The sequence below is a fragment of the Amycolatopsis sp. NPDC102522 genome (genome assembly GCF_055584485.1).
Genome location: NZ_JBVJLY010000004.1, coordinates 341,304 through 360,473, shown reverse-complemented (window position 1 = coordinate 360,473; position 19,170 = coordinate 341,304). Strand labels below are relative to the sequence as shown.

The window sequence follows — 19,170 nt, the reverse complement described above, 5'->3', positions numbered from 1 at the left end:
GTCGATCACGCCATATTTGCCGTTGAGGTGTGCGCCGAATGTGGCATTGGGGACGGTGAGTGTCCCCAGTGCCACATCGGGGGCACCCTGAGGTTCGGCGACTCGACGTCGTGTCCTGAAGGCCCCTTCACCCCGACCGACGGGGCACCTTCGCCTCGCCCCTCGACAAGTAGCCCGGATCCTCCGTTGATCAAGGTCGTCCCACTCACGACCACCCTCACCGCCGCCCTCCCGGCCTAGGCCGGCGAACAGGCCGCGTGCGCGTTGACCACCCGCTGCGCCGAAGGCGGGTGCCGTTCGAGCAAAACCGCGGGCCGCACAGGACGGCGCACAAGCTCGCCCCCGCAGTTGGGGCAGACCCCGCCGAAGCGGCCTTCCGCGCAACCGGGGCAAAAAGTGCACTCGAAGGTGCAGATAAGCGCGTCCGCGGCGGGCGGCAGGTCGCGATCGCAGCACTCGCAATTGGGTCGGAGCTCGAGCATGCCGCGAACTCTACCCGAGCTCCTGCTCAGCTGAGCGATGTCGAAACAAGAGGCGATCCGAGAAACTCTGTCGATGTCCGCTGAGGGGCAATCCTGGAGGAGTCCGATCAGACCATGGATGAATCGAACGAGGGCAGAATCTCCCGGCGCGGCTTCCTGGGCCGGACCGCGACGGCGTCGGCGGTACTGGCGGTCGGCGGGCAACTCGAAAACACGGACGCCGCAGACGCGGAACCGAGCGGCGGCCTCATCGACGTCGAACTACGGGTCAACGAGCGGGTGGAGCGGCTGCGGCTGGATCCGCGGGTGACGCTGCTCGACGCGGTCCGCGACAGGTTGCGGTTGACCGGCACGAAGAAGGGGTGCGACCGCGGACAGTGCGGGGCGTGCACGGTGCACGTCGACGGACGGCGGGTGCTGTCCTGCCTGACGCTGGCGGGTTCCGTGACCGGCAGGCGGGTCACCACCATCGAGGGGCTGGCGCGTGGCGACAGGCTGCATCCGGTGCAGCAGGCGTTCCTCGAACACGACGGGTTCCAGTGCGGCTTCTGCACTTCCGGCCAGATCATGTCGGCGGTGGCACTGCTCCGCGAAGGGCGCGCCCGCTCGCCGGAGCAGATCCGGGAGCTCATGTCCGGCAACCTCTGCCGCTGCGGGGCGTACACCAACATCGTCGAGGCGATCAAGACAGCGGGAGCGGCGGACTGATGCGGCCCTACGACTTCGCGCTCACGTACAGCGTGGCCGAGGCGCTCGACCGCGCCGCGGCGCCGAATTCCGCCTACCTGGCGGGCGGCACGACGCTGGTGGACCTGATGAAACTCGAAGTGCTGACACCGAGCCGGGTGGTGGACATCAACCGCGTGCCCCTGACCGGTGTTTGGACGGACCGGCAGCGGCTGCACATCGCGGCCCTGGAGCGGATGAGCGACGTGGCCGCTCATCCCCTGGTGGTCTCGCGGTACCCGATGCTCGCCGAGGCCCTGCTGGCCAGCGCGTCACCACAGCTGCGCACCATGGCCAGTATCGGCGGGAATCTGCTGCAGCGCAGCAGATGCGGGTACTTCCGGGACACCGCCACGCCGTGCAACAAGCGGGCACCCGGCACCGGCTGCCCGGCGATCGAAGGCGCCAACCGCACCCACGCCGTCCTGGGCACCAGTGACTCTTGTGTCTCCACGCATCCGAGCGACCTCGCGGTGGCTCTCGTGGCGCTGGAAGCCTCGGTGCGGCTGACCGGCCGGGACGGCTCCCGCGAGGTCCGGCTCGCCGAGTTCTACCGCCTGCCCGGCACCACCCCGCACCTCGAGAACGACCTGCGGCCGGGCGAACTGGTGACAGAGGTGACCGTTCCCCAGCTCGGCTGGGCGAACCGGTCGACCTACGTGAAGGTGCGCGACAGGGCCTCCTACGAGTTCGCGCTCGCCTCGGTCGCGGCCGCGCTGTCGGTCCGCGACGGCGTCGTGCGTGACGTGCGGCTCGCGGCGGGCGGGGTCGGCACCAGGCCATGGCGCCTGGCCGCGGTGGAGGACGCGTTGCGCGGCCGTCCACCGCGGCTCGACGTCGTCGAGAAAGGCGCGGCACTCGCCACTGAAGGAGCCCGTCCGTTGACTCACAACGGTTTCAAGGTGCCGCTGCTGCGGCGCACCGTCACCCGCGCCCTGATGAAGCTGGCGGACAGACCATGACCTCGATCTCACGCGTCGAAGGACGGCTCAAGGTCACCGGGGCCGCGCGGTACTCCGCCGACTATCCGGTCGACGGCCTCGCCGAGGGCTACCTCCTGCTGAGCACGGTCGGGCGCGGCACCGTCCGCGCCATCGACAGCGCGGCCGCGCGGCGCTCCCCCGGCGTGCTCGCCGTCTACACTCACGCCGACCCGCTGCCCCTGTTCGGCGGCGCCGAATCCGGCGTCGGGTACAACTGGCTTCCGTTGCGGGACAACCAGGTTCGCTACCACGGGCAGATCGTCGGGCTGGTGGTCGCCGAGACCTTCGAGCAGGCTCGTGACGCGGCCGCGCTGGTCCGCGTGGACTACACCGCCGTCCCGCCGCGGACGTCGTTGCGGGACGGGATGCCCGGCGCCACCCTGCCGGACGACGTCAACGGCGAGCCGGCGCTGCTCGACCTGCTCGCGGACGGGGTCGCGTCCATCGACGAAGCCCTCGGTGCGAGCGACGTGGTCGTCACCGCCACCTATACCCAGCCGATCGAGTACCACAGCGCCATGGAGCCCCACGCCGCCATCGCGGTGTGGCGCGACGGCTACCTCACCCTCTACAGCGGCGCACAGGCTCCTCAGCTGGCCGCCGGGACGATCGCCACCACCGTCGGCGTCGACCCTTCCCGGGTGCATCTGCTCAGCCCGCACGTCGGCGGCGGGTTCGGCAACAAGATCCTCACCTGGGGGCATCCCGTGCTCGCCGCGGCCGCGGCGAAGGCACTCGGCCGCCCGGTCAGGATCGTGCTCACCAGGGAGCAGACCTTCGGCGTCACCGGTCATCGCTCGGCCATGTCCCAGACGGTCTCCCTCGGCACGGATCGCGGTGGGCACCTCGTCGCCCTCAAGCACGACGCCTACGCCAGCCTGTCGAGCGGCGGCGACGGGTTCCTTTACGAGGCGGGGCCGCACACCACCTCGCGCTATTTCTACGCCTCCCCCAACATCCACGTCGGACAGCGCCTCGTGACCCTGGACGTCCCACCCCAGACGCCGATGCGGGCGCCGGGGCCGGAAGCCGGGTCGTTCGCGCTGGAGACCGCCATGGACGAGCTTGCGGTACGGCTCGGCATGGACCCGATCGAGTTACGCCTGCGCAACTACGCCACCACGTACCCGGGACGGGGCGTGCCGTGGTCCGGCAAGCACCTCGACGAGTGCTACCGCGTCGGCGCGGAGATGTTCGGCTGGTCCCGGCGTGCCTCGGTGCCGAGGGCGGTCGCCGACGGCGAGTGGCTGCTCGGCACCGGCATGGCGACGGCCGCTTACCCGGCCTCGCGGTACCGCACGACGGGGAAGGTCCGGCTCCAGGCCGACGGCACCGCGACGGTGTCCACCGCGACGTCGGATCTGGGCACCGGGATGTGGACGGTGCTGACCGTGGTCGGCGCCGACGCCCTCGGCCTCCCGGTGGACCGCGTCCACGCCGCGCTCGGCGACTCGGCGCTGGCCGACAATCCCGGCGCGTTCGCCTCCGCGGGCACGGCGAGTTCCGCCCCGGCCGTCCACGCGGCGGCACAGTCCGCGAAGCGCGCCCTGCTCGAACTCGCCGTGACCCACGAACGGTCCCCGTTCCACGGCATGGGCCAGGACAAGGTGCGCTACGAACGCGGTGACGTCGTGGGGCCCGGGCGGCGGATCGGCTTCGGCGCGCTGCTCGGCATCGTCGACCTCGCCGGGATCGACGCCACCGAGACCACCGCGCTGGGCCCGGAACGCGAGCGCTTCGCCTTCACCTCGTTCGGCGCGCACTTCTGCGAGGTCGCGGTCAATCGCTGGACCGGGGAATGCCGTGTGCGCCGGGTGACGACGGTCATCGACGCCGGTGCCATCGTCAACGAGAAGACCGCGCGCGGCCAGATCGTCGGCGGTGTGATCTTCGGCATCGGTCAGGCCCTCCTGGAGAACACGCACCTCGAACCGGGCACCGGCCGCATCGCCAACGCGAACCTCGCCGACTACGTCCTCCCGGTCAGCACCGACGTCCCGCCGATCGACGTTCGCTTCCTCGACCATCCCGACACCGTCTTCAACCCCCTCGGCGCCCGCGGGATCGGCGAACTGGGCACCGTCGGCATCGCCGCCGCCCTCGGCAACGCCGTGCACCACGCCACCGGCCGCCGCGTCCGCGACCTCCCCATCACCCTCGACAAACTGCTCGACGCCTGACTGCCGAAAAGCCCTTTCACGACAAGCCTGATGCCTTAGTGTCCTTCGCGTGACCGACGTTATCGAGCTGCGGCAGTACACCCTTCATCCCGGACGGCGCGAGGAACTGATCGAGCTGTTCGACCGGGAGTTCGTCGAGACCCAAGAAGCCACCGGGATGCGCGTCCTGGGGCAGTTCCGGGATCTGGACCGCCCGGATCACTTCGTGTGGCTGCGGGGCTTCCCGGACATGGAGGCCAGGCTCCGGTCACTGACGAGCTTCTACACGGGTCCGGTCTGGAAGGCGAACGCCGCGGCGGCCAACGCCACCATGATCGACACGGACGACGTGCTGCTACTGCGGCCGGTCACGCACGGAGTGCTGGCGGACCTCGACCCCACGATCCGGGACACGCCCGCGTCTTCGCTGGTCACGGCCACGATCCACTACCTGCCGTCGGCGCCGGACGAGCAGCTTGTCCGGTTCTTCGGCGAGACCGTTCTTCCGCTGCTGGAGAAGGCAGGCGCCACTCCGCTCTCCTTGCTGCGGACGGAATACGCGGAGAACGACTTCGAGGGGCTGCCGGTCCGCACGGGAGAACACGTAATCATCGTGCTCGCTTCGTTCGCCGACCAGGACGCTTACGCCGAGCACACCGAGAGGCTGGCCGCGCTACCCGAGTGGCGGGACGACGTCCGGCCGCATCTGCCGGAGTCCGTCGAGCGGCTGCTGCTGACCCCCACCGACCGGTCGATGCTGCGCTGAACCTTCACCACGCCGCCGGCGACAGCCGGCCGTACTCGCCGACGGCGAACAAGCGCACCAATCCCGGCACCCGGTACCAGTCCATCCGCAGCGTCTCGACGAGCCCTGCGTCGACAAGGCGCTCGGCGGCCGCTTCGGCCGCGGGGACGGGTATGTCGAGCGCGGCCGCGAGCGCTTCCGTCGAGACCACCGGCTGGTCCAGCATCCCGAGCTGACCGAGCGCGCGCGTCGCCAGCGGATCGGCGGAGCGCCGCAGCAGCCGGACACCCGCCTGCAGGCTCGCGCGGACACTGAGTCCGTCACAGGCCAGCGCGTCGAGCCTGCGCCCCGGGTCGGCCAGCCGCGCGGCGAACTCGCCGACCGTCCACTCCGGACGCTGCGCGAGCCGGGTGGCGGCGACGCGCAGGGCGAGCGGCAGGTGGTCGCAAAGCCCGGCGAGCCGGACGGTGGCGGCTTGCTCGGCGTCCACCCGGGGAGCCCCGGCGTAGCGGCGGATCAGCGCCGTCGCGGCCGTCTCCGGGAGCCTGCCGAGGCGAACCAGGCCGGCCCCGTCCACCGCGGTGGAGGCGGGCCTGCCGGTCAGGATCACCGCGCAGCCGGGCGCCGACGGCAGCAGCTGACGGATCTGCCCGGAGTCGGCGACGTCGTCGAGCACCATGACCACCCGGCGGTCGGCGAGGACGGCGCGCAGCAACGCGGCGGCCCCCTCCTCGTCCGGCGGGAGGTCGTCGGCCGGGACGCCCAGCGCCGCGAGCAGCCGCCCGATCACCTCGACCGGGGAGCTCGGACCGCGCGCCGAGGACGCCCCGAGGCTCACATACACCTGGCCGTCCGGAAAGGACCCGGCCACGCGGTGGGCGGCATGCACGGCCAGCGTTGTCTTGCCGACGCCTGCCATCCCGTGCACGGCGCAGCGCTGCTCCCCGGCTGTCAGCCGGGAGGTGATCCAGGCCAGTTCGCGGTCCCTGCCGATGAAGGCGGGCACGTCGGGAGGCAGAGTGCGCGGCACGGCGGGCCGCCGGACCGCGGACGCCGGGGTGGTGCGCCGGACTGTCTCCGTGAGGAGCGGGTCGTCCCGCAGGATCCGGCCCTGCAGTTCCCGCAGCGGTTTGCTCGGCTCGACGCCGAGCTCGTCGACCAGCAGCCTGCGCAGATCCCGATACGCGCCAAGGGCTTCGGCCTGCTGTCCGGACCGGTAGAGCGCCACCATCAGATGCGCGTGGAGCCGTTCGCGCAGCGGGAACTGCGAGACCATCAGCTTCAGTTCGGGAAGCAGCGCCTCGTGCCCGCCGAGCCCGATCTCGGTCTCGATCCGGGCCTCCACCACCGCCAGCCGCGCCTCTTCGAGCCGCGCGGACTCGGCAAGGACGGACGGGACCATCGCCACGTCCGCCATCGGCGTCCCGCGCCACATCCCGAGTCCTTCGGTCAGCGTCGTGACCGCCGAAGACAAGTCGCCCTCGGCGAGGCTCTTCCGGCCCGCCGCGACCAGCTCTTCGTATTCGTCGACGTCGGTCGAGCCAGGCGGCAGCACGAGCCGGTAACCGGGTGCCCTGGTGCTCAGCATCCGCCCTCGCGGGTCGCCGAGGCTGTTCCGCAGCCGCCAGACGTAGCCCGCCAGCAGGCCGGCGGCGCTCGGCGGCGGCCGCTCGCCCCACAGTTCCGCCATGAGCTGGTCCGCCGACACCGCGCGGTTGGCGTTGATCAACAGGACAGCCAGCAGCGCCCGTTGCTTCGGGGCGCCGATCGAGGCCCACTGCGTGCCGTCGAAGAACTCGAGCGGGCCCAGGAACCGGAACCTGACCGGTGACGTTGACGCATTCGATTCGCCGTTAATTGACGTCCGCCATTCTTCGGTGCTCTACTCGCCCTTCCGGAATACCGAGGGCGAGGTGTGAGATGGACAACGCTAAACCATGGTTGCTGGAGATTCGACTGTTCACCGTGAAGTCCGGCAGCCGCGAGGAATTCGACCGGATCAGCCGGGAGGGCACGATTCCGTTGATGCGCAAGCTGGGTATCACGGTGGTCGCGCACGGCCCGTCGTCGAACAACGAAAACGGTTATTTCCTGCTGCGCGCTTTTCCGTCCGAGCAGGATCGGGTCGAGCGGTCTCGTTCGCTTTACGCCACGGATGAATGGCTGGCGGAGTACGACGGGCCGGTCTCGTCGATGATCGAGGATTACGACACGGCGGTGTTCGCGGCGAATCCGGCCGCGCTGAGCATGCTCGCCGAGCCGGTCAGCGGGTAGTCCGGGCCAGCCCGTCCAGCATGAGCGCCTCGGCGAGGCAGACCCGGGCGAACTCGCCGAGGTGCAGGCTCTCGTTCGGGCCGTGTGCCCGGGTGTCCGGATCCTCGACGCCGGTCACCACGATCGTGGCGGCCGGGAACTCCGCCTGGAACGTCGAGACGGCCGGGATGGAACCGCCGACGCCGATCTCCACCGGCGGAACCCCGCCCCAGGCGGCACGCAACGCCGATCGGACCGCTTCGTAGCGCGGGCCCGTGGTGTCGATGACGCACGGCGCTCCGGCACCGTCCAAAGTGACCGTGATCGCGGCACCCCAGGGACAGTGGACTTCGAGGTGGTCCCGGAGCGCGGCGAACGCCTTGACCGGATCGTCGCCGGGGGCCAGCCGGGCACTGATCTTCGCCCGCGCCACCGGTACCAGGGCATTGCCCGCCTGGAGAACCGAGGGCGCGTCGATACCGAGAACCGACAACGAGGGCTTGGTCCACAACCGGTCCGCCAGTGAACCGGTGCCGGTGAAGCGGACGCCGTCGACCATTCCCGCCTCGGCACGCACCCTGTCGGCCGAGAGATCCAAGGTGGACCCGGAGCCCACGGCGAGTCCTTCCACCGTGACGTCGCCCGCGTCGTCGTGCAAGGTCGCCAGTAGCCGGGCCAACGCGGTCAGTGCGTCCGGCACGGCTCCCCCGAACATTCCACTGTGGACGGCGGCGTCCAGGGTGCGCACCTCGGCCACACAGTTGACGATGCCCCGCAACGACGTGGTCAGCGCGGGAACGCCGATGTCCCAGTTGGCCGAGTCGGCGATCACGACGACGTCGGCCAGCAGCTTGTCATGGTGGATCCGGAGCAGGTCGGCGAGCGACGCCGAGCCGTACTCCTCCTCACCTTCGACGAACACCACGACCCCGACGGGCAGGGCATCACCGAACGCCCGCAGCGCCGCGACGTGCGCCATCAGCCCCGCCTTGTCGTCCGCCGCGCCGCGGCCGTAGAGCCTGCCGTCGCGCTCCTCGGGCTCGAAAGGATCGCTGTCCCACAACGCTTCGTCGCCCGGCGGCTGCACGTCGTGGTGCGCGTAGAGCAGCACCGTCGGCGCACCGGGCGGCGCGGGACTGCGGCCGAGGACGGCCGGATGGCCACCGGCGCGGACGACTTCGGTGTCCAATCCGCAGCCACGCAGTATCGTCGCCACCGCCTCCGCGGAGCGGTCCAGGTGCGTGTGGTCGAATTCGGGAAAGGCGATACCGGGAATGCGGACCAGCTGTTCCAGATCGGCCCGCGCCCGGTGCAGTTCCCGTTCGACGGCCGTCCTCAATCCGTTTTCTGTCACGTCATCGGTCGTCATGGACCGGAGCGTACGGCGCGGGCCGCCGAAAAGTGTTCCGGTCAGCTGCGCGTGAATCAGTGCGGGAACAACCGTGCGGCACGCCGCTATCCTCGGGTCATGTTGCTCGGCATCGACCACATCGGACTCGCGACGGACGATCCTTCGGCGCTCGGGCCCGCCATGACCACTCTCGGCATGTCCAAATTGGACAGTGGAATCGCCGCCGGCTATCGGGTGGCATGCGAGTTCTGGCAGCCGGCCGGAGGCGGTGGCAGGCCCCTGATCGAACTGGTCTCCCCTGCCGGTCCCGGTTCGGCGCTCGACGGCCATTTCGCCAGGTTCGGCCCCGGACTGCACCACATCGCCTTCGAGGTGGACAACCTGGTTCCGGAGCTGAACCGCTTGCGCGAAGCCGGTTTCACCCCCGTCGACCGCGAGCCCTGCACCGGCGCCCGGCCGGGCATGCTGGTCGCCTTCCTCTACCTGGCCCGGCCCGCAGGACTGCTGGTGGAGCTCGTCCAGTACAGCTGAAGGTGCCTACTGCTCACCGAGACAAGGCGGCCGCCGCCACCCTGCTCGCCGCGAGCACGGTCTTGGCCGCGCCGCCCGAGCCACCGGTGAAGGTGAACACCCCCGGGCAGACCTCGCGCAGTTCGAGGCCCGGTGGGTCGTGATAGCAGTCGGACGAGACCGTGGTCCGAAGTGGACGGTGACCGGCCGGAGGATGGCCCAGCAGGCGACGGGCCTCCTCCGCGACCCGCTCGACGAGTGCGGCGTCCGGCCGCGGGCAGGACGGGTCGACGTCCCACCTGTCGCTCGGCAGGCCGAGAAGGAACCCCGTGTCTCCCTCCGGTCGGCCCCACATCCCCGTGTCCTCCCGGACGAAGACGCCGAGCCCGGCGGGCCTGCCCTCGTACACGGAGTACTGGATCTGTTTGACGCGCAGCCCGCCGGTGGGCAGCCCGCTCGCCCTCAGCAGGGCAGGCGTCCATGGACCCGCGGCGAGCACGACCGCGTCGTATCCCTTGGCCGTGCCGTCGGCCCCGCACAGGGCCGGGGCCGGAGTCACGGTCACCACCGGCACCCGGCGGACCGTCCCGCCGCTGTCGGCGATCCAGGCCAGCGCGGCGGCCCGCAACCGGGCGGGCGACAGGAAACCCGCCTGCCGCTCGACGACAGCGGTCACGCCGGAAGGCAGGCCGCGGAACGGATAGCGGGCCGCCAGCTCCGCACCGGTGAGCAGCGTCGCCGAGCCGGGCAGAACCTCTTCGAGCACCCGGACCGGCTCGGTCACCTCGGCACCGGCGGGCAGCACGCAGACCGAGTCGACCTCCCGGTACGCCGCCGCCGACCGCAGCGCGGGATCGCCGCGCAGTTCCGCGAGACCGTCGGCGGCCTGACGGCACAACGGCACGACCCGCTCGAAGCCGCGCACCAGACCGCCGGACGCGCCGGTCGCGTCGCCGTCGGCCGGTCCGGCGGTGTAGACGTCGACCGCGGTCCGCGGCGCCGTCCGGCTCAGTCGCCAAGCGAGCAGCGCGCCCGCGATACCGCCGCCGACAATTCCCACCCGCATGGGACTTCTTCCTCTCGCCTCAGACAGCGCCGTCCGCGCGGGCGGCGACCGCCCGGCGGAGGTCATCGGTGAAGTCCGCGACCCGCCTGCGCAGCGGCAGTTCGACGTCGGTGCGGGCCAGCAGTTCGCCGGCCAGCCGCAGGGTCTCCGGCGAGGCGGCGTAGCGCGGGTAAAGGAAACGGACCAGCACGTCCAGCACGAGATCACCACGCAGCTTGGCGGCGGCAGGCATCTCGGCGAAGAACCTCGCCACATAACCGTCTGTCAGCTCCGCCTGTTCCGGCTGCCAGAATCCCTCGGCCATCGCCCAAAGCCCGTAGCTGGACACGCTGGTGTCGCCGACGATCGCGGCCCAGGCCGCGCTCTTGGCCGCCGGATCCGCTCTGGCCGCACGGCATTTCGCCGCGAACTGCGCGCCCCGGGTGCTGGGATCCGCTCGGTGGGCCGCGGCGATCTCGTCCTCGGTGAGGCCGCCGAGCACGGCGAGCCGGTACCTGGCCCGCCAGGCCAGATCCGCGTCGAGCACGAGCCCGGCGGGCAGCCGGGTGCCGTCGAGCCAGCCGCACAGCTCGCCGACGTCCGCGCTGAACTCGACGAGCCCCCGGCACAGGCACAGCCAGATCTCGTCCGTCGGCGCGACGTCGGCCATCCGGTCGCGGAGGGCGCCGGCGATCTTGGCGAGCGCGGCGGGCCGCAGCGCCGGAGGCAGGAAGCGATCGGCCACGTCGGCGCGCGCCTGTTCGAGCACCTCGACGACGATGGACGGTTCCGGCTCCACGGCGAGCATCCCGGTCACCAGGTCGAGATGATCGGCGGCCGGATAGGCACCATCCTGCACAGCCAGCAGCAGCGCGCACCACACCATGGCTCGGTTGACCGGGGACAGCCGGGGAAGGAACTCCGGCAGCGCGGCGCGTGACCGTTCGTCGAAGCGGATCTTCGCGTAAGTCAGGTCGCCGTCGTTGAGCAGCACGAACTTCGGCGCCGGCAGGCCGATCAGCTGCGGCAGCTCGGTCCGTTCGCCGTCGATCACGACCCGTGTCGTCGTGGATTCGTCGCCGTAGCAACCCACATCCAGGGTGTGCGGCCGAGTCACCGGGTGAGCGGCCGGAACATCCTGGCGTACGGCGGCGGCCGAGATCACCCCGTCGGTCACCGTGATCTCCGGCGTCAGGGTGCCGACGTCGCAGGTGCCGAACCACACGCGGGCCCACTCGGTCAGGTCGGTTCCGGTGGCCTCGCTCAGCGCGGCGAGGAAGTCGCCGAACGTCGCCGTGCCGTACGCGTGACGGGTGAAGTAAGTGCGCAGGCCCTCGCGAAGCGCCGGGGTGCCGACCCGCGCCGCCAGCTGCCGCAGCACCGAAGAGCCCTTGAAATAGGAGATCCGGTCCAGTTCGAGCAGCACCGTCCGCACGTCCGGTCCGGCCAGGCTCACCGGATGGGTCGACGGCCGCTGGTCGGCCACGTAGCCCTGGGCCTTGCGCCGGACGGCGAACGTGGTCAGCGGCCCGGAGAACCTCGTCACGTCGCTCGTGACCCGGTGGGCCATGTAGTCGGCGAAGGCCTGCCCGAGCCACAGATCGTCCCACCACGTGTTGGTGACCAGGCCCGCCAGCCACATCAGGGACAGGCCGTGCGCGATGACCACGGCCCTGGTCTCCCGCTCGCTCGCGGGTACGGCGGAGCCGAACAGGTACAGCTCGCGCAGCAGCACGCAGCCGGGGTGGTCGAGCGAAAGCACGCTGAACTCGGGGACGAAGACCTGGTCGAACTTGCCGAACGGATAGGGCACGCCGAACAGCCGCCGGTACTCGTCGAGGCACTGCCCGGTGATCTCGAAGACCTCTTCGATGTCGTCCTTGAGCCCCTCGGCCAGCGAGGCACGGCAGTGCAGGCCGAGGGGCACTCCGCCGTGTTCGGTGTGGAAGGACTCGTACGGGCCGGCGACCAGTGTGGTCAGGTAGGTCGCCAGCGGCGCGGTCTCGTCGAGCCGCCAGCGCCCCGCGCCGAGCGAGGTCGCCGGCGCGTTGCCGAGCACCTGCCAGTCCTCGTCGGGAACGGTGACGCCGAAAGTGAAGGGCGCCTTGAGGTCAGGCTGGTCGAAACAGGCGAAGATCCGCGGCGCGTTGTCGATGTACACGAAGGCGTACAGGTAGACCCGGCCGTCGGCGGGGTCGGTGTACCGGTGCAGTCCTTCGCACTCCCGCGAGTAGGCCATGTCGGCGACCACGACGATCTCGTTCCGCTCGGCGAGGCCGGTGAGCGGGAACCGTCCGTCGTGGAGCGCGGCCACGTCCAGTTCCCGGCCGTTGAGGGTCACCGAGAGCAACTCGCGCGGACGCACGTCGAGGAATGTCCCGCCGTCCCCGGCGTTCGCGTCGAAAACGATTTCCGTCGTCGATCGGAAAATCTCGTCGCCGGTCGTCAGATCGAGATCGACCTGATACGAGCGGACCCGCAGCAATGTGCCGCGTCCACTCGCTTCGAGCTGGGTCAGACTGGGCATTTCGATGACCCCTCCAAATAGCTGTATCGCGGCCTCCGAACAGCTCAGGCAGCCGCCGAATAGACAATCCCCCACGCCGCCGAACAGCGCATTCGACGCTCAACCGCGTCCGGTGGACCAGTTGAACGGGCACCGCGGACCGCCCGATAGTCCCGCCGCCCGGACCTTGCCGGGCACCATTGCCGATCGTCCGGCCGAACCCCCGGTGTGGCAAGGCGCGAAAAGGATCGAACCCGGGCCCGGAACTCGCTTGAGCACCTAGTTCACGGTCGATCGACGACCTACCCTCTGACCAGGAGAGCGGGGAGGGCACCAGTGATGACGCAGTTCAAGAGTTGAACGACGCCGGATTCTACGGGGACATTTTAATGGGGAAGCGGTCGACGGTTTTGCATCCTGGAACTGCCGTCTGAATCGAATTCAAGTCTGAGGCGACGACGCCCGAAATCAGCGAAAAGTCAAGAGTCGGTAATCGGTGCTGGCGCCAAGGACTCATTCACAGTAAGTCGCAGGTTTGCCATCCACAACCCGACGGGGGTGCCCATTGACCGGGCAAGCTGATCACGGCTCCAGCCAGGGGCACCCGGCTGATTCGAACGACCACACCGAACCGTCGCCGTCGACCGGCTACCCGAAGGCGGACCAGGTCACCTACACCGTTCCGGTGGCCGCGTTACGACCGGCGGACTCTCCGCGACTGATCGGCGAGGACGCCGAGCACATCCGGATACTGGCCGAACCGGACCGCGCGCTCCCGCCGATCCTGGTGCACCGGTCGAGCATGCGGATCATCGACGGGATGCACCGGCTCGGCGCGGCCCGGCTGCGCGGCCAGGACAGCATCGACGTCGTCTTCTTCGACGGCAGCGAGGAAGACGCGTTCGTGCTGGCGGTCAAGGCCAACGTCGCGCACGGCCTGCCGCTGTCCTACGCGGACCGGGAGGCCGCGGTCGCCCGCATCGTCATCTCGCATCCGGACTGGTCCGATCGCGCCATCGCCGCGGCCGCCGGTCTCGGTCCCCGTACCGTCGCCGCGGTCCGCGGCCGGATCGAAGGACTTCCACAGGGGACGTCCCGGCTCGGTCGCGACGGCCGGGTCCGCCCGCTGGACAGCACCGACGGACGGCGCGTCGCGAGCAGGTTGATCACGGCCTTCCCGGAGGCGTCGCTCCGCGCGATCGCCCGCGCGGCGGGTATCGCCCCGGCCACCGTGCGCGACGTACGGGAACGGATCCAGCGCGGCGAAGATCCGGTGCCACCACGGCGGCCCCGCGCGGTCCGGGACAGCCAGTCCGAACGCCGTGACACCGGCTCGCCCGCTCACGACTGCTCCGAACGTCTCTCGACACAGGAGCGCAACGCCGTCCTCCGGAACCTGGAACGCGATCCGTCCCTGCGCTTCGCCCAGACCGGCACCCGGACGCTGCGCTGGCTCGTCCACCGGGTGATCGCCGAAGAGGAATGGCGTGAGGTGGTCGACACCGTTCCCCCGCACAGCGTGTACGTCCTCGCCGCCTTGGCCCGCCGTTGCGCAAACGAGTGGATCGAGTTCGCACAGCAACTGGAACAGCGAGTCGGCGCGCAGAAGTCGTAGCCCCGCCGGTGAATACGGCGAGGTGTTCAACCGAGTACCGGATACTCAGTTGAACACCGGGCGTCATTCGAGCAGTTGTCGCCGCACGAAGCGTGCGGCAGTATTCCCACCCGACACTCCCGGGGGCCGAGCACCACACGGAATTCCGGTGCACCGAACCCCGGCGAAACGACAGGTGTCCGCCGATGGGCGAACCGGGATTCGAATGGCGATCGACTGATTCGAACCCGCTTTCGGCGCCGGGTCATGATTATTTGTCGAAACGCAGATCGACCAATGCCGCGTCAGGCTCGGCAAGAGGAGAAACAATGGCAGGACCGCTTGCCGAATTCGGCATCGCCGGTTTCGGTTACGCATTCGGTGAAGATCAGGACGTGGAACACACCGCCGGCACCTACGTCGCCGACCCGGAACGCATCGTCCGCTGGGGCTATCGGACCTTCCATCGTGCCGAAGACGGGGTGACTTCGACAGCGCTGGCCGCCGAGGCGAGCCGCGACGCGCTGACCAGGGTCGCTGTCGACCCGGCGGACGTCGATCTGGTGGTGCTGGCCAATTCCGAGCTGGCGGAGTACCCGTACTGGGACTCGTCCGCGGCGCTGGCGAGGGAGCTGAAGATCCGGGAGCGGCAGACGATGCTTCTGACCGAAGGCTGCGCCTGCGGGGTGACCGGCCTCGGTGCCGTCGCCGGACAACTGCTGCTGCGCCCGGAACTCGACACCGTGCTGTTCACCGCCGTCAACCGGGTCAGTGAATTCCACCGCAACCGGATGAACGTCAACAACGCCGTGCACAGCGACGGCGCGGTCGCCGTGGTGCTGCGCCGCGGCCACGGCCGAAACGAGTGGCTGGCCACCGAACAGTTCACGGATTCCGATTTCTGCGACTGGTTCCGCACCGATGTCGGCGGCAGTGTCACTCCGGTCGCGCCACCCGGTTGGTCGAGTGCGACCGCGCCGAGTGGAACCGAACGTGTTCAGGCCCATTTCCGAAAAGACCCCAGGCAGCTCGAAAGATTCGGCAACCAGCTCAACGCGCGCGTGGTCGACGTGATCGACCGGGCCTGCCGCCGGGCGGGCGTGCGGCGCGCCGATCTCGCCCGGTTCATCTACCTCAACGATCCGGACGGCATCGCCGATCTGGCCTCGCTGATCGATATCCCACTGGTCCGGACGAACCACGAACTCGCGATCGGGCACGGCCACATGGGAGCCGCCGATCAGCTGGTCGCGCTGGGGACCTACCTCGACCGCGGCGAACTGGATTCGGGAGATCTCGTGGCGCTGGCCGGAATCTCCATCGGCATGCGCTGGTACTGCACGCTCGTGCGGATTTAGGCAGGCGGCGATGAACGATTTCACGGAACTGCTCGGCGGCCTGCGGATGGCGGTGGCCGATCACTCGGCACCGGCGCCCGGCCTGCGGCAGCGGCTCGCCGAGGTCGAGGATCCGGCGGTGGTCCGCCAGGCGGGCCGCGTCCTCGCCGAACTCCCTCCGGCCGGGCCGGAGCTGCGGCCGATCCGGATGGCCGTGCTGGCCACCTGCACGATCGGCCCGTTCGAGCACCTGCTGCGCGCCGCCCTGGTCGCCACCGGCACCCAGCCCACCCTCCTGCTCGGCGACTACGGCACCTTCGAGCTGACACTGGCCGGCGGCGAGATCGACGGCTCCCCCGACGTCGTGACCTGTCTGCTGGACGAGCGGTACTTCCTGCCCCGCGACTGGAGCGCCGCCGACCCGGCGGGGCTGGCCGCGCACGTGGCCGCCCGGTTCGCCGAACTGCGCGGGCTGCTCCTGGCCTTCCTCCGGCGCATGCCGGCCACGCTCGTGCTGCACACCGTCCCGGTCCCGGCCGAGCTGCGCGATTCACTGATCAGCTGGCGAGCCCGTGCCGTGGTCGGCCAGGCCTGGCACCGGCTCAACGCGGACCTGCTCGGCCTGGCGGAAGAGGACAGCCGGATCACGGTGGTGGACCTGGCCGGTGAGCTCGCCGATCTCGCGGTCGCGGCCCGGGACGAGCGGCTGTACCGGTACGCCGACCTGCCCTACACCGACGGCGCGCTGCTCGCGCTGGCCCGGCAGGTCGCCCGGGTGGTCTCGGCCAGGTCGGGGCTGTCACGCAAGGTGCTCGCGCTCGACCTGGACAACACGCTGTGGGGCGGCGTGCTCGGCGAGGTGGGCGAGACCGGGCTGCACCTCGGCGGGTTGTATCCGGGGAACTGCTACCAGGATCTGCAGCGAGCCGTGCGACGGCTGCGCGAACAGGGCGTCATCCTCGTCCTGGCCAGCAAGAACGACGCCGGTCCGGTGGACAAGGCGCTGGCGGGCCACCCCGAGATGGTGTTGCGCCAGCAGGACTTCGCGGTCCGCGCGGTGAACTGGGCGGCGAAGGCGGACAACCTGCGCCACGCCGCCGGGACACTCAACCTGGCCGGGAGCGCGTTCGTCTTCATGGACGACTCCCCGTTCGAACGCGGGCACGTGGCCGCCGAACTGCCCGAGGTGGCCGTGGTGTCCGCCGACGGCGACCCGGCCGGTCTGGTGCGCTCACTGCTGCGGCCCGGCTGGTTCGACGTGCCGGAGCTGACCGACACCGACCTGAAGCGTCCGGCGCTGTACCGCTCACGCGCGCTGCGCACCGATTTCTCCTCCGGTTTCGCCTCGTCGGAGGACTACCTGCGGGCGTTGCGGACACGGGTGACCGCGCATCCGGTCACCGCCTTCGAGGTGGGCCGGGTCACCCAGCTTTCCGCCCGTACCAACCAGTTCAACCTGACCGGGCGCCGGTTCGACGAGGCCGCCACGACGGCGATGAGCACCGATCCGGACCAGCTGGCCGCTTCGTTCGCGGTAGCGGACCGGTTCGGCGACGAGGGAATCGTCGGCGCCGCGTGGATCGAGTGCCGTGACCGGGTCTGGCGGGTGCTGAACCTGGTGCTGAGCTGCCGGGTGTTCGGCCGGGGCATCGAGTTCGCGATCGCGGACTGGATCGTGCGGCGGGCCCGCGAGGCCGGAGCCACCGCGCTGGTCGGCCACTACGTGCCGACAGGCCGCAACACGGTGGCGAACGGCTTCTGGGAGAAGGCCGGCTTCACCCCGTCCGGCGAGGACGGCACGTACACCGTGGTGCCCGGCACCGCGCCGACCTGCCTGCCCACCTGGATCACCTACCCGGAAACGAGTGATGACCGACATGGATGACACGGCGGCCGTCGTGCTGAACACGCTGAGCGAAGTGCTGCGCAAGCCGATCGGCGACCTGCGGGCACAGCCGGTGCTCGCCACCCACGGCTGGGACAGCCTCGCGTCACTGGAGGTCCTCTCCCAGCTGGAAAGCGCGCTGACGCTGACGCTCGACCTGCGCCAATACCACGCCGCGCACACGGTGCCGGCCTTGATCGACCTCGTCGCGGCCACCGCGACGAGCAGCGCGGCCACCGGCCCGCGCGGATAACCGGGGAGGATATGCGGTGCGATTTCAAGAAGTAGAGCTGCTGGCGATCGGGGCGGGCCCGTCCGGCCTCGCGCTCGGCGTCGCCGTCGAGGAGCTCGCGAAGCCGGAGCTGGCCAAGGACACGCTCATCGTCGAGCAGCAGGACGACGTGGTCTGGCAGCGGGGCATGCTGATCCCGTGGACGCAGAGCCAGGTGTCCTTCCTCAAGGACCTGGTGACCCAGCGGAACCCGCGGAGCGCCTTCAGTTTCATCAACTACCTGCATTCCGTGGGCCGGTTGGACCAGTTCATCAACCTCGGCAGCTTCACGCCGTACCGGATGGAGATCTCCGGATATCTGGGCTGGGTGGCCAAATCCCTGCCGAACGTCCGCATCGACTACGGACGGCGCTGCGTCTCGGTCCGGCCGTTCGGCATCGCGGACGGGACCGGCGAGTGGCTCGTCCAGATGGCGGACGGCAGTGCCGTGGTGTGCCGCCATCTGGTGGTCGCGGCCGGGCGGGATCCGTACATCCCGGACACCTTCGCGGCCATCCCGCGCGAGTTGCTGATCCACAGCACCGAGTTCGCGGCCCGGATCGGCGAGCTCGATCCCGGGCGCACGCGCCGGATCGTGGTCCTCGGCGGGGCGCAGAGCGCGGCCGAGATGCTCTGGACGGCGCACCAGGCGTTCCCGGGGGCGCACTGCGCGATGGTGATGCGCTCGATCGGCCTCAACGCCTACGAGTCCAGCAAGTTCACCAACGAGCTGTACTACCCGTCCTTTGTGGACGAATTCCACTCCGCCCGGCCGGAAGCCAGGGCCCAGCTGCTGCGCGAGATGCACCGGACGAACTACGCCGGTCTCGCCCCGGACATGCTCGACACGCTGTACCGGCAGATGTACATCGAACGGCTCACCGGGACCGAACGCATCGAGATGATCCCGATGGTCGACGTGGCCGAGGCCGAGATGGACGGCCGCGAAGTCGTGCTCACCCTGGTCGACCGCAAGTCCGGCCACCGCTCCACGCACCGCTGTGACGTGGTGCTGCTCGGGACCGGTTTCACCAAGCGGATGCCGCGGATCGTCAAGGACATGGCCTCCGCTGTCGGGATCGACGAGATCACCGTCAACCGCAGCTACCGGATGAGCCTGCCGTCCTCGTTCAGCGGGACCTGCCATCTGCAGGGGGTGAACGAGGCCACCCACGGCATCGCCGACTCCCTGCTCAGCGTGCTGGCCGCGCGGGCGTCGGAGATCGTCACGGATCTGCTCGCCGAACGCCGGATGCACCGCCTGCTCGCCGGGTCCGAAGCCGCCGCCCGCCCGCTCGCCGCCACCCAAGGAGCGCAGTGACC

16 protein-coding genes are annotated in these 19,170 nt (G+C 70.1%); 11 read left to right on the top strand and 5 right to left on the bottom strand.

Annotated elements, in window-relative coordinates:
* Window positions 1-236 precede the first annotated feature (236 nt).
* The gene (locus tag ACZ6YV_RS14425; protein ID WP_465510013.1) at window positions 237-482 is read right to left on the bottom strand and encodes a DUF1272 domain-containing protein; all 246 of its coding nucleotides are present in this window, start codon (window positions 480-482) and stop codon (window positions 237-239) included.
* A 114-nt stretch (window positions 483-596) separates the two neighbouring features.
* Between ACZ6YV_RS14425 and ACZ6YV_RS14420 the strand changes: the two genes are divergently transcribed.
* From ACZ6YV_RS14420 to ACZ6YV_RS14405, 4 genes are read left to right on the top strand one after another with little or no spacing between them, the layout of a single operon-like run.
* Complete coding sequence (locus ACZ6YV_RS14420) at window positions 597-1,190, top strand: (2Fe-2S)-binding protein (RefSeq protein WP_465510012.1); 594 nt, start codon at window positions 597-599, stop codon at window positions 1,188-1,190.
* Window positions 1,190-2,170 (top strand): FAD binding domain-containing protein, encoded by a 981-nt coding sequence (locus ACZ6YV_RS14415; protein WP_465510011.1) that lies wholly within the window; start codon window positions 1,190-1,192, stop codon window positions 2,168-2,170. Before ACZ6YV_RS14420 ends, ACZ6YV_RS14415 begins: the two co-directional genes overlap by 1 nt.
* A complete protein-coding gene (locus ACZ6YV_RS14410; RefSeq protein ID WP_465510010.1) occupies window positions 2,167-4,371 on the top strand; it encodes a xanthine dehydrogenase family protein molybdopterin-binding subunit in 2,205 nt (734 codons plus the stop codon). The genes ACZ6YV_RS14415 and ACZ6YV_RS14410 overlap by 4 nt, the downstream gene beginning before the upstream one ends.
* A 49-nt stretch (window positions 4,372-4,420) precedes the next feature.
* On the top strand, window positions 4,421-5,116 hold the full coding sequence (locus ACZ6YV_RS14405; protein WP_465510009.1) for an NIPSNAP family protein: 696 nt from the start codon (window positions 4,421-4,423) through the stop codon (window positions 5,114-5,116).
* 4 nt (window positions 5,117-5,120) lie between these two features.
* Here the strand turns inward: ACZ6YV_RS14405 and ACZ6YV_RS14400 are convergent, their stop codons facing one another.
* Entirely contained in the window at window positions 5,121-6,863 is a 1,743-nt protein-coding gene (locus tag ACZ6YV_RS14400) for an AfsR/SARP family transcriptional regulator (protein ID WP_465510191.1), read from the bottom strand.
* Window positions 6,864-7,015: 152 nt separating this feature from the next.
* Between ACZ6YV_RS14400 and ACZ6YV_RS14395 the strand changes: the two genes are divergently transcribed.
* Window positions 7,016-7,369 carry a hypothetical protein gene (locus tag ACZ6YV_RS14395; protein WP_465510008.1) on the top strand — a complete coding sequence of 118 codons (354 nt, stop codon included), beginning with the start codon at window positions 7,016-7,018 and terminating at the stop codon, window positions 7,367-7,369.
* Here the strand turns inward: ACZ6YV_RS14395 and ACZ6YV_RS14390 are convergent.
* Entirely contained in the window at window positions 7,359-8,717 is a 1,359-nt protein-coding gene (locus ACZ6YV_RS14390; RefSeq protein WP_465510007.1) for a M20/M25/M40 family metallo-hydrolase, read from the bottom strand. The two genes, ACZ6YV_RS14395 and ACZ6YV_RS14390, sit on opposite strands and share 11 nt — an antisense overlap.
* A gap of 99 nt (window positions 8,718-8,816) precedes the next feature.
* On the opposite strand from ACZ6YV_RS14390, the gene ACZ6YV_RS14385 reads away from it, so the two are divergent.
* The gene (locus ACZ6YV_RS14385; RefSeq protein ID WP_465510006.1) at window positions 8,817-9,230 is read left to right on the top strand and encodes a VOC family protein; all 414 of its coding nucleotides are present in this window, start codon (window positions 8,817-8,819) and stop codon (window positions 9,228-9,230) included.
* Between the two features lie 13 nt (window positions 9,231-9,243).
* On the opposite strand, the gene ACZ6YV_RS14380 is transcribed toward ACZ6YV_RS14385, so the two are convergent.
* Complete coding sequence (locus ACZ6YV_RS14380; protein WP_465510005.1) at window positions 9,244-10,275, bottom strand: FAD-dependent oxidoreductase; 1,032 nt, start codon at window positions 10,273-10,275, stop codon at window positions 9,244-9,246.
* A 19-nt stretch (window positions 10,276-10,294) separates the two neighbouring features.
* Window positions 10,295-12,781: an aminopeptidase N gene (gene pepN / locus ACZ6YV_RS14375; RefSeq protein ID WP_465510004.1), complete on the bottom strand. Its 2,487-nt coding sequence runs from the start codon at window positions 12,779-12,781 to the stop codon at window positions 10,295-10,297.
* Window positions 12,782-13,325: 544 nt separating this feature from the next.
* Between pepN and ACZ6YV_RS14370 the strand changes: the two genes are divergently transcribed.
* From ACZ6YV_RS14370 to ACZ6YV_RS14350, 5 genes are all read left to right on the top strand, one after another.
* Window positions 13,326-14,375 carry a ParB/RepB/Spo0J family partition protein gene (locus ACZ6YV_RS14370; protein WP_465510003.1) on the top strand — a complete coding sequence of 350 codons (1,050 nt, stop codon included), beginning with the start codon at window positions 13,326-13,328 and terminating at the stop codon, window positions 14,373-14,375.
* 308 nt (window positions 14,376-14,683) lie between these two features.
* On the top strand, window positions 14,684-15,712 hold the full coding sequence (locus tag ACZ6YV_RS14365) for a 3-oxoacyl-[acyl-carrier-protein] synthase III C-terminal domain-containing protein (protein ID WP_465510002.1): 1,029 nt from the start codon (window positions 14,684-14,686) through the stop codon (window positions 15,710-15,712).
* 10 nt (window positions 15,713-15,722) lie between these two features.
* Window positions 15,723-17,576, top strand: a complete 1,854-nt coding sequence (locus ACZ6YV_RS14360) for an HAD-IIIC family phosphatase (protein ID WP_465510001.1) — start codon at window positions 15,723-15,725, stop codon at window positions 17,574-17,576.
* A complete protein-coding gene (locus ACZ6YV_RS14355; RefSeq protein WP_465510000.1) occupies window positions 17,560-17,829 on the top strand; it encodes an acyl carrier protein in 270 nt (89 codons plus the stop codon). Before ACZ6YV_RS14360 ends, ACZ6YV_RS14355 begins: the two co-directional genes overlap by 17 nt.
* 16 nt (window positions 17,830-17,845) lie before the next feature.
* Entirely contained in the window at window positions 17,846-19,168 is a 1,323-nt protein-coding gene (locus ACZ6YV_RS14350) for a lysine N(6)-hydroxylase/L-ornithine N(5)-oxygenase family protein (RefSeq protein ID WP_465509999.1), read from the top strand.
* The last annotated feature ends 2 nt before the right edge of the window (window positions 19,169-19,170 follow it).